Origin of the sequence: Pseudomonas sp. PONIH3 (assembly GCF_002934345.1) — a bacterium.
In the GTDB taxonomy this organism is placed as follows: domain Bacteria; phylum Pseudomonadota; class Gammaproteobacteria; order Pseudomonadales; family Pseudomonadaceae; genus Aquipseudomonas; species Aquipseudomonas soli.
The window spans coordinates 4,610,001-4,624,921 of record NZ_CP026386.1; the positions used below are offsets into that span (position 1 = coordinate 4,610,001).

At 61.5% G+C, this 14,921-nt stretch carries 9 protein-coding genes, 2 tRNA genes, 3 rRNA genes and 1 other RNA gene (1 of these 15 only partly in view); 7 read left to right on the forward strand and 8 right to left on the reverse strand.

Annotation, left to right across the window (positions count from 1 at the left end):
* The 7 genes from C3F42_RS21370 to C3F42_RS21400 form a co-directional block, all read left to right on the forward strand.
* A 16S ribosomal RNA gene (locus C3F42_RS21370) occupies positions 1-324 on the forward strand; it begins 1,213 nt to the left of the window's first position.
* 86 nt (positions 325-410) lie between these two features.
* Positions 411-487, forward strand: a tRNA-Ile gene (locus C3F42_RS21375).
* A gap of 24 nt (positions 488-511) precedes the next feature.
* Positions 512-587: transfer RNA gene (locus C3F42_RS21380), tRNA-Ala, on the forward strand.
* Positions 588-832: 245 nt separating this feature from the next.
* Positions 833-3,726 (forward strand): 23S ribosomal RNA (locus tag C3F42_RS21385).
* Positions 3,727-3,859: 133 nt separating this feature from the next.
* Positions 3,860-3,975 (forward strand): 5S ribosomal RNA (gene rrf, locus C3F42_RS21390).
* The 16S, 23S and 5S rRNA genes sit together here with 2 tRNA genes alongside, the layout of an rRNA operon.
* Before the next feature lie 226 nt (positions 3,976-4,201).
* A complete protein-coding gene (locus C3F42_RS21395; protein WP_104444871.1) occupies positions 4,202-4,951 on the forward strand; it encodes a class I SAM-dependent methyltransferase in 750 nt (249 codons plus the stop codon).
* Positions 4,952-5,476: 525 nt separating this feature from the next.
* Positions 5,477-5,701, forward strand: a complete 225-nt coding sequence (locus C3F42_RS21400) for a hypothetical protein (RefSeq protein ID WP_023631555.1) — start codon at positions 5,477-5,479, stop codon at positions 5,699-5,701.
* 72 nt (positions 5,702-5,773) lie between these two features.
* Here C3F42_RS21400 and ssrA read toward each other — a convergent pair.
* From ssrA to C3F42_RS21440, 8 genes are all read right to left on the reverse strand, one after another.
* Positions 5,774-6,163, reverse strand: a transfer-messenger RNA (tmRNA) gene (gene ssrA, locus C3F42_RS21405).
* 105 nt (positions 6,164-6,268) lie between these two features.
* A complete protein-coding gene (locus tag C3F42_RS21410; protein ID WP_023631557.1) occupies positions 6,269-6,562 on the reverse strand; it encodes a hypothetical protein in 294 nt (97 codons plus the stop codon).
* Positions 6,563-6,775: 213 nt separating this feature from the next.
* Entirely contained in the window at positions 6,776-8,131 is a 1,356-nt protein-coding gene (gene accC / locus C3F42_RS21415) for an acetyl-CoA carboxylase biotin carboxylase subunit (RefSeq protein WP_023631558.1), read from the reverse strand.
* A gap of 17 nt (positions 8,132-8,148) precedes the next feature.
* A complete protein-coding gene (gene accB / locus C3F42_RS21420; RefSeq protein WP_023631559.1) occupies positions 8,149-8,613 on the reverse strand; it encodes an acetyl-CoA carboxylase biotin carboxyl carrier protein in 465 nt (154 codons plus the stop codon).
* Positions 8,614-8,713: 100 nt separating this feature from the next.
* Positions 8,714-9,166, reverse strand: a complete 453-nt coding sequence (aroQ, locus tag C3F42_RS21425) for a type II 3-dehydroquinate dehydratase (RefSeq protein WP_011535870.1) — start codon at positions 9,164-9,166, stop codon at positions 8,714-8,716.
* Positions 9,167-9,343: 177 nt separating this feature from the next.
* The gene (locus C3F42_RS21430; protein WP_104444872.1) at positions 9,344-11,101 is read right to left on the reverse strand and encodes a protein-disulfide reductase DsbD; all 1,758 of its coding nucleotides are present in this window, start codon (positions 11,099-11,101) and stop codon (positions 9,344-9,346) included.
* 85 nt (positions 11,102-11,186) lie between these two features.
* Positions 11,187-13,148 carry a methyl-accepting chemotaxis protein gene (locus tag C3F42_RS21435; RefSeq protein ID WP_104444873.1) on the reverse strand — a complete coding sequence of 654 codons (1,962 nt, stop codon included), beginning with the start codon at positions 13,146-13,148 and terminating at the stop codon, positions 11,187-11,189.
* 135 nt (positions 13,149-13,283) lie between these two features.
* On the reverse strand, positions 13,284-14,900 hold the full coding sequence (locus C3F42_RS21440; protein WP_104444874.1) for a diguanylate cyclase: 1,617 nt from the start codon (positions 14,898-14,900) through the stop codon (positions 13,284-13,286).
* Positions 14,901-14,921: the final 21 nt, after the last annotated feature.

The following is a 14,921-nucleotide window of genomic DNA, read 5'->3' on the forward strand; positions in this document are numbered from 1 at the left end:
TGGGCTACACACGTGCTACAATGGTCGGTACAGAGGGTTGCCAAGCCGCGAGGTGGAGCTAATCTCACAAAACCGATCGTAGTCCGGATCGCAGTCTGCAACTCGACTGCGTGAAGTCGGAATCGCTAGTAATCGCAAATCAGAATGTTGCGGTGAATACGTTCCCGGGCCTTGTACACACCGCCCGTCACACCATGGGAGTGGGTTGCACCAGAAGTAGCTAGTCTAACCTTCGGGAGGACGGTTACCACGGTGTGATTCATGACTGGGGTGAAGTCGTAACAAGGTAGCCGTAGGGGAACCTGCGGCTGGATCACCTCCTTAATCGAAGACATCAGCCTGCTGATGAGCTCCCACACGAATTGCTTGATTCATTGTGTAAAGACGATGCTGTAACGCGACCCTGTTATAGGTCTGTAGCTCAGTTGGTTAGAGCGCACCCCTGATAAGGGTGAGGTCGGCAGTTCAAATCTGCCCAGACCTACCAATTACTTGGTGCGGCTGGTCAAATGGGGCCATAGCTCAGCTGGGAGAGCGCCTGCCTTGCACGCAGGAGGTCAGCGGTTCGATCCCGCTTGGCTCCACCACTCTTTCAGGTTTCGCAGCACTGCTCAGAACTTAGAAATGAACATTCGGTGATGAATGTTGATTTCTGACTTTTGTCAGATCGTTCTTTAAAAATTCGGATATGTGATAGAAATAGACTGAACACCAGTTTCACTGCTGGTGGATCAGGCTAAGGTAAAATTTGTGAGTTCTGCTCGAAAGAGCGACGTGCGAATTTTCGGCGAATGTCGTCTTCACAGTATAACCAGATTGCTTGGGGTTATATGGTCAAGTGAAGAAGCGCATACGGTGGATGCCTTGGCAGTCAGAGGCGATGAAAGACGTGGTAGCCTGCGATAAGCTTTGGGGAGTCGGCAAACAGACTGTGATCCAGAGATCTCTGAATGGGGGAACCCAGCCAGCACAAGCTGGTTATCTTGTACTGAATACATAGGTGCAAGAGGCGAACCAGGGGAACTGAAACATCTAAGTACCCTGAGGAAAAGAAATCAACCGAGATTCCCTTAGTAGTGGCGAGCGAACGGGGACCAGCCCTTAAGCTGGTTTGAGATTAGTGGAACGCTCTGGAAAGTGCGGCCATAGTGGGTGATAGCCCCGTACACGAAAATCTCTTGCCAGTGAAATCGAGTAGGACGGAGCACGAGAAACTTTGTCTGAACATGGGGGGACCATCCTCCAAGGCTAAATACTACTGACTGACCGATAGTGAACCAGTACCGTGAGGGAAAGGCGAAAAGAACCCCGGAGAGGGGAGTGAAATAGAACCTGAAACCGTATGCGTACAAGCAGTGGGAGCCTACTTTGTTAGGTGACTGCGTACCTTTTGTATAATGGGTCAGCGACTTATATTCAGTGGCGAGCTTAACCGAATAGGGGAGGCGTAGCGAAAGCGAGTCTTAATAGGGCGCTTTAGTCGCTGGGTATAGACCCGAAACCGGGCGATCTATCCATGGGCAGGTTGAAGGTTAGGTAACACTGACTGGAGGACCGAACCGACTACCGTTGAAAAGTTAGCGGATGACCTGTGGATCGGAGTGAAAGGCTAATCAAGCTCGGAGATAGCTGGTTCTCCTCGAAAGCTATTTAGGTAGCGCCTCATGTATCACTGTAGGGGGTAGAGCACTGTTTCGGCTAGGGGGTCATCCCGACTTACCAAACCGATGCAAACTCCGAATACCTACAAGTGCCGAGCATGGGAGACACACGGCGGGTGCTAACGTCCGTCGTGAAAAGGGAAACAACCCAGACCGTCAGCTAAGGTCCCAAAGTCATGGTTAAGTGGGAAACGATGTGGGAAGGCTTAGACAGCTAGGAGGTTGGCTTAGAAGCAGCCACCCTTTAAAGAAAGCGTAATAGCTCACTAGTCGAGTCGGCCTGCGCGGAAGATGTAACGGGGCTCAAACCATGCACCGAAGCTACGGGTATCACCTTTAGGTGATGCGGTAGAGGAGCGTTCTGTAAGCCTGTGAAGGTGAGTTGAGAAGCTTGCTGGAGGTATCAGAAGTGCGAATGCTGACATGAGTAACGACAATGCGAGTGAAAAACTCGCACGCCGAAAGACCAAGGTTTCCTGCGCAACGTTAATCGACGCAGGGTTAGTCGGTCCCTAAGGCGAGGCTGAAAAGCGTAGTCGATGGAAAACAGGTTAATATTCCTGTACTTCCAGTTATTGCGATGGAGGGACGGAGAAGGCTAGGCCAGCTTGGCGTTGGTTGTCCAAGTTTAAGGTGGTAGGCTGAGATCTTAGGCAAATCCGGGATCTCAAGGCCGAGAGCTGATGACGAGTGCTCATTAGAGCGCGAAGTGGTTGATGCCATGCTTCCAAGAAAAGCTCCTAAGCTTCAGATAACTGGGAACCGTACCCCAAACCGACACAGGTGGTTAGGTAGAGAATACCAAGGCGCTTGAGAGAACTCGGGTGAAGGAACTAGGCAAAATGGCACCGTAACTTCGGGAGAAGGTGCGCCGGTGAGGGTGAAGCACTTGCTGCGTAAGCCCACGCCGGTCGAAGATACCAGGCCGCTGCGACTGTTTATTAAAAACACAGCACTCTGCAAACACGAAAGTGGACGTATAGGGTGTGACGCCTGCCCGGTGCCGGAAGGTTAATTGATGGGGTTAGCGCAAGCGAAGCTCTTGATCGAAGCCCCGGTAAACGGCGGCCGTAACTATAACGGTCCTAAGGTAGCGAAATTCCTTGTCGGGTAAGTTCCGACCTGCACGAATGGCGTAACGATGGCGGCGCTGTCTCCACCCGAGACTCAGTGAAATTGAAATCGCTGTGAAGATGCAGTGTATCCGCGGCTAGACGGAAAGACCCCGTGAACCTTTACTATAGCTTTGCACTGGACTTTGAGCTTGCTTGTGTAGGATAGGTGGGAGGCTTTGAAGTGGGGACGCCAGTTCTCATGGAGCCATCCTTGAAATACCACCCTGGCAACCTTGAGGTTCTAACTCAGGTCCGTTATCCGGATCGAGGACAGTGTATGGTGGGTAGTTTGACTGGGGCGGTCTCCTCCCAAAGAGTAACGGAGGAGTACGAAGGTGCGCTCAGACCGGTCGGAAATCGGTCGTAGAGTATAAAGGCAAAAGCGCGCTTGACTGCGAGACACACACGTCGAGCAGGTACGAAAGTAGGTCTTAGTGATCCGGTGGTTCTGTATGGAAGGGCCATCGCTCAACGGATAAAAGGTACTCCGGGGATAACAGGCTGATACCGCCCAAGAGTTCATATCGACGGCGGTGTTTGGCACCTCGATGTCGGCTCATCACATCCTGGGGCTGAAGCCGGTCCCAAGGGTATGGCTGTTCGCCATTTAAAGTGGTACGCGAGCTGGGTTTAGAACGTCGTGAGACAGTTCGGTCCCTATCTGCCGTGGACGTTTGAGATTTGAGAGGGGCTGCTCCTAGTACGAGAGGACCGGAGTGGACGAACCTCTGGTGTTCCGGTTGTCACGCCAGTGGCATTGCCGGGTAGCTATGTTCGGAAGAGATAACCGCTGAAAGCATCTAAGCGGGAAACTTGCCTCAAGATGAGATCTCACTGGAGCCTTGAGCTCCCTGAAGGGCCGTCGAAGACTACGACGTTGATAGGTTGGGTGTGTAAGCGCTGTGAGGCGTTGAGCTAACCAATACTAATTGCCCGTGAGGCTTGACCATATAACACCCAAGCAATTTGCTCACGCAGATTGCGGTGGTGAAGACGAAACGAACCGAAAGTTCGCGACGAACCACAAGATCACATATCCGAATTGGCTGGCATGTCTGCAAGGACGTACTGGCAACCGAATTTCTTGACGACCATAGAGCATTGGAACCACCTGATCCCATCCCGAACTCAGCAGTGAAACGATGCATCGCCGATGGTAGTGTGGGGTTTCCCCATGTGAGAGTAGGTCATCGTCAAGATTCATTTCGCAAAACCCCTATCTGCGCGAGCAGGTAGGGGTTTTGTCTTTTCCGCGTCCCGAAAAGCAACGCCACCTCTGCTGTGGAATACACAACGTGGGAGCGGGCTTGCCCCGCGATAGGGCTGGTCCAGGCAAACGGATCTCACCGAGCAACCCAAAGCCCCAGGAAGCCGCTCCCACACGTTTATACTGCCCCCCATGCGAACGTTAACCTGGACGATCAAATGAATTCCTTTGACGACCTGCTAGCCGAAGCCAGTGCTGCAGATGTAACCGGCTGGGGCTTCGACTGGCTGGCAGGGCGCGCCTCCGAGCAGCGCCCACCTTGGGGCTACGCCCAGCTCCTTGCACAGCGTCTGGACGGCGTACGCGCCGCGCTGGATCTCGATACCGGCGGCGGGGAGGTGCTAGGCGAGGCCCCACGCTTCCCGCCCCTCATGTGCGTAACTGAAGCCTGGCCACCCAACGCCCGCAAGGCGCAAGAGCGCCTGGGGCCACGCGGCGTTGAAGTCATCGAGGTAACCCCCGGCACAGCGCTCCCATTCGCCGACGCCTCGTTCGAGTTGGTCACCTCACGCCACCCGGTGAATCCCGACTGGCACGAGATCCATCGCGTCCTCCGCCCTGGTGGCCATTACTTCGCCCAGCACGTAGGACCAGCCTCGGCTTTCGAGCTGATCGAGCATTTCCTGGGCCCGTTGCCACGTGAACGGCAAATGCGCGAGCCGCAGGATGAGGTAGCAGCAGCGCAGGCAGCCGGGCTGACGGTGACTGACTTGCGTACAGCCCGCTGCCGGATGCTGTTCCATGATGTGGGCGCAGTCGTATGGATTCTTCGCAAATGCTTATGGTGGGTGCCGGATTTCTCTGTGCACAAGTACCGCGCTGAGTTGCTGGCCTTGGATAGCCAGATGCGCCAGGGCGAGCCTTTTGTCGCGCATTCGACCCGTCATCTCATTGAAGCGAGGCGTTGAGCTGGTAAAACGGCGCAGGCACAAGAACGACGCCTTAGGCGAGTTCTGAAGTGAAGTGTTATGGCGGTTTTAGCTTTCTCGTTTTTAGGAAATTTCCTTCCGCGTTGGCTGTTGCGAATCAATCCTGCCTAAGGCTACAGTCCCCAAGTCGCAGCAAAATCCGCGACCAGGTGTAGGAACCTGCTGGTAAACTTGGCGCACGCACTAGGCGCCCCATTGCAACGGCTGGCGCCTTTTTTGCGCCCGCTGCGATGTCATGGCGGCTGTGTGTGGGCAGGCTTCGGCCTGGCCGGGTTCCAAGTTTCCCGGTATTCCTACCCCATGCACAGCTGCCACCCAATCCCGTAGGAAGGATCGTGGTAGCTCCAAATCGCAAACTTGGAGTCTCATGCATGCTTATTCGCATTCTGAGCAGGATCCTCGCATCCGCTCTCCGCCGCCCAACCCGTGCGGCCAGCCCATCCCCAATGTTTTACCCGATCAACAGCCAGTCCCTCGCCGAACGTGCCAAGCGGGAGGTGTCCCATGACTGACCGTGAACGCCTGTCTACCCTCCAAAGCTACGTCTGGACTCTCGAGCTGCTAGGCGAGGCCCTGGTCCAGCATGACGAGGTGCTGGAGTGCGAGCACAACCCGCAACTGAGCTTCCGCAACACAGCGGGCATTCATCAGGCGATCCGAATCATCAGCCGGCTGGCCAGCGAGCAGTTCGCCAAGCTGGAGGCGATGAAGGAGGAGGGGGAAAGGTGATGGCGTGCTGCCGCTGAGGCCCTGAATCCCAGGCACAAAAAAAGACGCCCTGGGCGTCTTCTTCTTCGGATTTGGTGGAGCCGGGGGGATTTGAACCCCCGTCCGCCAGTACTCCGCTGTCGGTACTACATGCTTAGCCGTGTCTACTGATTTAATCCGCAGCCGCCCGACGGGCAGGGTGCTTTGGATGAGTTGGGTAAGTTTTAGTCGCTTCGCCCCCAACGTGCTGCACGACGATCCTGTTCTGTATGACAATCATTTCGGGTTTACAGGCATCCCCTGATGATTGCTGGACCCGAAGGTACCAGGAGTGCATGTCAGCTGCAATTAAGCAGCGAGAGCAGCACCGTAGTGGTCGTCATTGGCAACTATAGAAAGTTGCAACAGTGGATTTACGAGTTCTGTTACCAACTCGGCATGCACCTAGAGTTTCGCTACCGGCGTCGAATCCTAATCGGCCCCACACTCAGCTCTAGCTGAACGTGCCTTTCAGCACGCAAGGGCGAGTATACGCGCTTACGCGGGCGACGTCGACAGAAGGTTCGGCCGCCCGCGTGCGCGCAGGGCCTAGGTGCCGCTGCCACCGGCCGAGCCGCTGCCTTTCTCGGTCTTTTCCAGGCGCTCGAGCACCTTGCTGGTGATGGCGATGCATTCCTTCGTATCGCCTTTCGCCTGGGCGGCCTTGGCCTGGTCCACGTGCTCGGTGATGGCCTTGTCCAGGCCTTCGGAGGTGGCGCCGGCGGTGGCCATGCTGTCGTCGATCTTCTGCAGGTTCATGGCGCACAAGTCGTCGGCGGCGAATACAGGCGAGGCCAGCAGGGTCGCGGCCGCGAACAGGGCGGATAGCGCAGTACCTTTCATGGGAGTCTCCTCGTGAGGCCTCGGGAAAGTGGGCCTGATCGATGGACTGCGCGGGTTTGGGCGGGGTTCAATCGGGTTTGCCGCCCTTGTATCGCGGGGGCATGCCCGCTCCCGCGTGTATGGATCATCCACGCATTTCGCTCCCAGGGTTTTCGCACGCGCAAATAAAAAGCCCCGGCACGGGGCCGGGGCTCTTGCATCACGCTAACGCGATCACTCCTGGTTGGCCAGTTTGTGCTCGAGGTAGTGGATGTTGACGCCGCCTTTGCAGAAACCTTCATCACGCACCAGGTCGCGGTGCAGCGGGATGTTGGTCTTGATGCCGTCGACGACGATCTCGTCCAGGGCATTGCGCATGCGCGCCATGGCTTCGTCGCGGTCCTTGCCGTAGGTGATCAGCTTGCCGATCAACGAATCGTAGTTTGGCGGAACCGAGTAGCCGCTGTACAGGTGCGAATCGACGCGCACGCCGTTGCCGCCCGGGGCGTGGAAGTGCTTCACCTTGCCTGGGCTCGGGATGAACTTCTTCGGGTCTTCGGCGTTGATCCGGCACTCCAGCGAGTGGCCGCGGATCACTACGTCTTCCTGGCGGAACGACAGCTTGTTGCCAGCGGCGATGCTGAGCATCTCCTTGACGATGTCGATACCGGTGACCATTTCCGAAACCGGGTGCTCCACCTGAACACGGGTGTTCATCTCGATGAAGTAGAAACGGCCGTTCTCGTACAGGAACTCGAAGGTACCGGCACCGCGGTAGCCGATCTCGATGCACGCGTCGACGCAACGCTTGAAGACTTCCTGGCGGGCCTTCTCGTCGATGCCCGGGGCCGGAGCTTCTTCCAGTACCTTCTGGTGACGGCGCTGCAGCGAGCAGTCACGGTCGCCCAGGTGCACGGCGTTGCCCTGGCCGTCGGACAGGACCTGCACTTCCACGTGGCGTGGGTTGGTCAGGAACTTCTCCAGGTAGACCATCGGGTTGCCGAACGCGGCACCGGCTTCGGTGCGGGTCAGCTTGGCCGATTCGATCAGGTCTTCTTCCTTGTGCACCACGCGCATGCCGCGACCACCACCGCCACCGGCGGCCTTGATGATCACCGGGTAACCCACCTCGCGGGCGATCGCCAGCGCGGTTTCCGGATCTTCCGGCAGCGGGCCGTCGGAGCCTGGCACGGTCGGCACGCCCGACTTGATCATCGCTTCCTTGGCCGACACCTTGTCGCCCATCAGGCGGATGGTGTCGGCTTTCGGGCCGATGAAGATGTAGCCGGAGTTTTCCACCTGCTCGGCGAAATCGGCGTTTTCCGCGAGGAAGCCGTAGCCCGGGTGGATGGCGGTGGCGCCTGTCACTTCGGCGGCGGCGATGATCGCCGGGATGTGCAGGTAGGATTCCTTGGACGATGCAGGGCCGATGCAGACCGATTCGTCTGCCAGGCCCAGGTGCATCAGTTCACGGTCGGCCGTGGAGTGCACGGCGACGGTCTTGATGCCCAGCTCTTTGCAGGCACGCAGGATCCGCAGGGCAATTTCCCCGCGGTTGGCGATCAGAACTTTTTCGAGCTTCCCAGACATCGTTGGCTCTCCGCGAATCAAACGATGGTGAACAGCGGCTGGTCGAACTCAACCGGCTGGCCGTCTTCTACCAGGATGGCGTCGATCACACCGCCGATATCGGATTCGATGTGGTTCATCATCTTCATGGCTTCGACGATGCACAGGGTGTCGCCCTTCTTCACGGCCTGGCCGACTTCTGCGTAGTTCGGCGAAGTTGGCGAAGGCTTGCGGTAGAAGGTGCCGACCATCGGCGAACGGATCACGGTGCCTTTCAGGGCAGGTGCGGCGGCAGCGGCTTCAGCGGCCGGGGCGGCAGCGGCGGCAACCGGGGCTGCGGCAGGCGCGGCGGCCATTGGCGCGGGTGCGTAGAACTGCTGGGCGGCCGGGGTCTTGCTGTGACGGCTGATGCGAACGGACTCTTCGCCTTCCTTGATCTCCAGTTCGTCGATGCCGGACTCTTCCAGCAGTTCGATCAGCTTTTTGACTTTACGGATATCCATTAATCAGCAACTCCCAAGGTTCGGTCGGGGACGTATTTTAAAACGTGTCGAAAACGTTTCTTCATGAGCCTCGGCCCTAAAGGGCCAAGGCCTTGTGTCATCAGGGCTGTGCGTTGGCAGCCAGGTGTTCCAGCGCGGACTCCAGGGCCAACCGGTAACCGGTGGCTCCGAGGCCGCAGATCACCCCTACGGCAACATCCGAAAAGTAGGAGTGGTGACGGAACGGCTCGCGTTTGTGCACGTTGGAAAGGTGCACTTCGATGAATGGGATGCTCACCGCGAGCAATGCGTCACGTAATGCGACGCTGGTGTGGGTGAAAGCGGCCGGATTGATCAGGATGAAGTCCACGCCTTCGTTGCGCGCGGCGTGGATGCGGTCGATCAATTCGTACTCGGCATTGCTCTGCAGGTATTGCAGATGGTGGCCGGCGGCGCGGGCGCGCTGCTCCAGGTCCTGATTTATCTGGGCCAGGGTGGCGGCGCCGTAGTGCCCCGGTTCGCGGGTCCCGAGCAGGTTCAGGTTGGGGCCGTGCAGCACCAGTAGGGTTGCCATCTGCGATTCCTTGGTTTTGTAGGGCAATTCGACATAGCGCGGCGACTATGCCGCAACAGGCGCTGAGTGTCCAGTTCCCGGCAATAGCCAGCACGATGTCCGAGATTCACGCAAAGTATGTGACCGGATGACTGACTTTGGTCACTCGCCAGCGGATTTTTCAGAGGCTGCGGGAAGTTATAGACCGAGTTGGCCGCGCACGCGCGCCAGAACCTGGGCAAAATCGCCGGCGTTTATCTCGCCAATCACCCGATCGCTGGTCATTTCGCTGCCGTTCGCCGCAAAGAACATTAACGCGGGCGGGCCGAACAGGCGGTAGCGGTCGAGCAGGGCGCGCTGTTCGGCATTGCTTTCGGTGATGTCGAAGCGCAGCAGGCGGAAGGCGCCGAGTTGCGTCTCGACCTGCGGCGCGTTGAGCACCTCGTGCTCGATCACCTTGCAGCTGATGCACCAGTCGGCGTACCAGTCGAGCAGCACTGGCTGGCCGGCGGCCTTGGCCGCGGCCAGGGCCGCATCGAGGGCGGCGGGGCTGGTGATGGTCTGCCAGGCGTCGGCCTTGGCCGCAGCGGGGCTGCCGGCCACGCTGGGTGGCGGCAGTGGGCGCAGTGGGTCGCCCTGGCCGCTCAGGGCGCCATACCAGCAGGCCAGGGCGTAGACCAGCAGCGCCAGGCCGAGCAGTTGCGCCAGGCGCTGGCGCGGGGTTTTCACCACGAACTCCAGGGCGCCGAGGAACAGCGCCACGCCGGCGGCCAGCAGGCCGATCAGCAGCAGGGTGACGGGCCCCGGCAGCACACGACTGAGCAGGCCGATGGCCAGGCCCAGCAGCAACACGCCGATGGCATTCTTCACCGTGTTCATCCACGGCCCGCTCTTGGGCAGCCAGGCGGCGCCACCGGTGGCGACCAGCAACAGTGGCGCGCCCATGCCCAGGCCAAGGGCAAACAGTTTCAGGGCGCCGCCCAGCGCGTCGCCGCTGGCGCTGATGTACAGCAGCGCACCGGCCAGCGGTGCCGACACGCAGGGCGAGACCAGCAGGCTGGACAGCACACCGAGCACCGCCGCGCCCAGCAGCGAGCCACCCTTGGTGCGGTGGGCGAGGCTGTCCAGGCGGCTGCTCAAAGCCTGCGGCAGCTTGAGATCGAACAGGCCGAACATGGCCAGGGCGAACAGCACGAAGAACGCGGCGAACGGCACCAGCACCCAGGCCGACTGCAGGCGCGCCTGCAGGTTCAGGCCGGCGCCGAACATGCCCATCAGTGCACCCAGCACGGCGAAGCTCGCCGCCATCGGCAGCACATACGCCAGCGACAGCGACAGGCCACGCAAGCCGCCGACCTGGCCGCGCAGCACCACGCCGGAAAGGATCGGCAGCATCGGCAGCACGCACGGGGTGAAGGTCAGGCCGACACCAGCGAGGAAGAACAGCAGCAGCGACCTCCAGGTCCAGCCCTGCTCGGCGCTTGCCGGCAGCGGGGCGCCCTGGCCGTCGATGCTCAGGCGCGCGGTTTCCGGTGGGTAGCACAGGCCTTTATCGGCGCAGCCCTGGTAACCCACCAGCAGGGTGAAGGCGCGCGGGTCGTTGCGCGGCAGTTCGATGTCGAGCACGCCGTGGTACACCTCGACATCGCCGAAGAACTCGTCGTGCTTGGCCTCGCCCTGGGGGATGTTCGGCGCGCCGAGCTTGATGTCCGCAGGCTCGGTGCGGAACTGGAAGCGGTGGCGGTAGAGGTAATAGCCGTCGGTGGCGACGAAGCGCAGCTTGACGGTCTGGGTGTCGGTCTCGATCAGGCTGAGCTTGAAGGCTTCGTGCACCGGGAGGAAGTCGGCGCTGTTGGACGCGGCGCCGAGGGTGGCGCTGGGGCGGTTGTCGAGCAGGCCGGTGGCGAACGCAGGGCTGGCCAGCAGCAGGAACAACAGGAAAAACAGGCGGCGCATGGCGGACTCGCGAGGTGGAACGTGGCGGCATGATAGCGGACTTGGCAGGGCTATGGGCCATCGCGGGGCAAGCCCCGCGATGCTTTCAGAGCCGGAACGCCCGCACCGCCGTGTTCAACTCACCGCCCAGCTTGAGCAACTGCTCGCCCTGCTCACGCCCTTCGCCAATACGCTGCAGGTTGTCCTCGCCCAGCTCGTGAATCCGCTCGCTGTGATCACGAATCTCGCTCACCGCCCCGGTCTGCTGCGCGGTCACATCGGCAATGCGCACCGCCGTGTCGGAAATGGTGCGGATGGCGCTGACGATCGCCTCCAGCGCACCATCGGCCGACTGTGCCTGGTTGGCCGTGGCCTCGGCGTGCTCCAGCTGGGTGCGCATGCCGTCCACCGAATCGCGGGCGGCTTGCTGCAGGCGGTCGATCAGCGCCTGGATCTCGCCGGTGGCGCCAGTGGTGCGCTGCGCCAGCGAGCGCACTTCGTCGGCCACCACGGCGAAGCCACGGCCCATCTCGCCGGCCCGGGCCGCTTCGATGGCGGCGTTGAGCGCCAGCAGGTTGGTCTGCTCGGCAATCGCGCGGATCACCGTGAGCACGCCACCGATGGTCGCCGACTCTTGCGCCAGTTGCTCGATCATCCGGGCGTTGCCCTGCACCTCGTCGACCAGCGCGCGCAGGCCGGACAGGCTCTGGCCGATCACCGTCTGGCCCTGCTCCACGGCCCGGCCGGCATCGCGGCTGGCCTCGGCGGCGGAGCTGGCATCGCCGGCCACCTGCTGGATGGTCGCCTCCAGCTCGCCCAGGGCGTCGCGGATCTGCGCCGTGTCGCCGGCCTGGCGTTCGGCGCCGTCGTGCAGGGCGCTGCTCATGCCGGCCAGGGCATGGCTGCTGCCGGCCACCTGTTCGGCGTTGTGACGGATGGTGCCGACCAGCTCCACCAGGTACTGGCGCAGGCGGTTCAGCGATTCCTGGATATCGTGCAGCTCGCGGTTGGTGCGGCCCAGGGCGATGGCTTGGGCGAAGTCGCCCTCGGCCCAGCGCGACAGCGCCGGCGCCAGGCTGGTGAGGGTGCGTGCCAGGCGACGTTGCAGGGTATCGATGAGCAGGGCGATCAGCAGGATCAGGCCGATCATCAGGCCCTGGATCAGCCGTACCTCGCCAGCGATGGTGGCGTGCAGGCCGCGCACCTCGGGCTCGAGGCCGGCGATGGCCTGCTGCACCGCCTCCAGGCGCTCACCGGTGCTGGCGGCCAGGGTAGCGCGGCGCTCGATCTGTTCGCGGGTACGTTGCAGTTCGGCAGGGTAGCGGCTGAGCAGGCTGTGCAGCTCGCGCTTCAGGCCCACGGCGACGTCTTCCTGCTCGGCGCTGGCTTGCGACTCCAGGCCCATCATCGCGGCAAAGTCATCGGCATTGGATTCGGCGGCGCGGGTCACCCCCAGCAGCGGCAGGCCGTCGATGGCCTGGGCCTGGGCGGCGATCAACTGAAGTTCGCGGTCCACTTCGTCGGCCAGCTCGGCGCGGCCGCTGCTCACCAGCTTGTCGCGGGCCAGGGACAGGCGCCCCAGGTGAAGCGAGGCTTCCAGCAGCGGCGTAAGGTAACGACTGGCGTCGGCGTTGCCGCTGTCACGGGCATAGCCGGCCAGTTGTTCGAGGTTTGCCCCCAGCTCCCGTTCGGCTTGCAGCAGCAAGGCCTGGGGATCGCCGGCCAGCTTGCCGGCGGCGAGCAGTTCGTTGGCAGTGAAGCCCTGCAGGCTGTCCAGGCTCGGGCGCAGCTTGGCCGACAGGGGCCCGGGCCAGTCGGCCAGGGCTGCCTGCAATTGCGTGTTGGCCTCCATGGCCGCCGCGTGGCGCAGGGCGTCGCCGCTGCCCAGGTAGGCCTGGATGTTGCGCGCGGCATGGTTCTGGAACTGCTGGGACAGGCCCAGGTAGCGCTCCATCAGTTGATAGGGACGTTCCAGGGCGCGTTGCGACCACCACAGGGTCGCGCCCAGGGCAATACACACGGTCACCAGCAACAGGGTGTTGAAATTGGTCAGCCACTTCAGGCGCATAGCCGCGAACTTCCTGCGGAGGGGGAGTGGAGAAGTCGGGCCTGAAGTTATTGCGATTTTGTGACGAGGTGATGACGACGACGGGTTGGCGCCATAAAAAAGTGGCACAATGCCGGTATGGTGCCCTGCGATAAGCTATGGCTCGACCCGCACCACGCAGTTGCGCCCGGCGTGCTTGGCGCGGTACAGCGCCTCGTCCGCGGCGCTGGCCATGGTCAGCGCGTCGAGCTGCTCGTCCAGCTGCACCACCCCGGCGCTGAAGGTGCATTGCAGGTCGTGGGGCTGGGCCGGGTAATGGATCTCGGCAAAGCGTCGACGGATTTCGTCGAGCACCTTGTGCGCCGCTTCCAGTCCGGTATTGGGCATGACGATGGCGAATTCCTCGCCACCGTAGCGACCAATGAAGTCGGTCTTGCGCAGCCGCTGCTTGAGGAACAGCGCCAGGCTCTTGATCACCCGGTCGCCCATGGGGTGGCCGTGGCGGTCGTTGATTTTCTTGAAGTGATCGATGTCGAGCATGGCGAAGCTCAGGGGCTGCACCTCGCGGCGGGCGCGGAAGCTGCAGTCCTCGAGCAGTTGCAGGATGTGGGTGTGGTTGTACAGCCCGGTGAGGCTGTCGCGCACCATCCGTGCCTTGAGGTGGCGGGCGCGGGCGGCGCGGTTGCGCACGGTGGTCACCAGGTGCCGCGAGCGGATCGGCTTGGTCAGGAAGTCGTCGCCGCCCTCGCTCATGGCGTCGAGCTGCTTGTCCAGGTCGTCCTCGGCCGAAAGGTAGATGATCGGCACGCTCACGTAGCGGTCGTTGTGGCGGATCACCTTGGCCAGCTCCGGGCCGGTGCACGCGGGCATGTACATGTCGAGGATGATCAGGTCGGGCTGGAAGTCGGCCAGCTCGCTCATGGTGCGGATCGGCTCGGTGAGGACGCGGGTGATGATCCCGGCGCTGTTGAGCGTTCGCTCGGTGTGCAGGGCCTGGGCCCGGGAGTCGTCGATCACCAGCACGCGGAACGGGTCGTACTGGGTGGCGCTGGTCAGCAGTTCGAGCTTCTCCAGCAGGCTGGAGGCGTCCAGGGTGCCGGTGAGGAACTCCTGGCCGCCAGCGCGTACCGCGGCCAGGCGGGTCGGGGTGTCGGTTTCATGCAGGCTGAAGAACAGCAGCGGCACCGGTTGTTCCAGGCCTTGCTGGGCCTGGGCCGCCAGTTGCAGGCCGATGCCGGCGCCGGTGAAGTCGACGTCCATGACGATCGCCGACGGCAGGCGCTCGCTCATCGACGCCTGGAACGCCTCGGCGCTGCACAGCGCCTGCACGCTGAGGCCGAAGAACTCCAGCTGCTGGGCCAGGCGTTCGGCGCGGTCGTGGTCCTGCAGCACGATGTACACCGGTTTGCGCAGCGGCGGCAGAGGCACGTTGTCGAGCTGGTCGCCCTTGCGCAGGCCGGTGCGTGACAGGCGCTGCATGAGGCGGTTGAGTTCGCTGATCAGTTCCGAGTTCAGGCGAGCGCTGTTGGCTTCGATGGCGCGCAGGGTCTGGCCGATGGCCGTGGACAGGCTGCCATGCTCGGGCTGTTCGAAGCGTTCGGCATAGCGCTGCAGGCGCAGGTTGGCCTCGCACAGTTCGCCCAGGTCGCCGCTGGACCACTCGCCACGCTGCAGGCGCTGCCAGATTTCGAGGATCTGCCGGGCCTGGTGGATCACCCGCTGGGCAAAATGCTGCTTGAGGCGTTCGTGGCTCGGCTCGGCTGGCTGGGTCATGTCCTGACTACTTATGAGTGG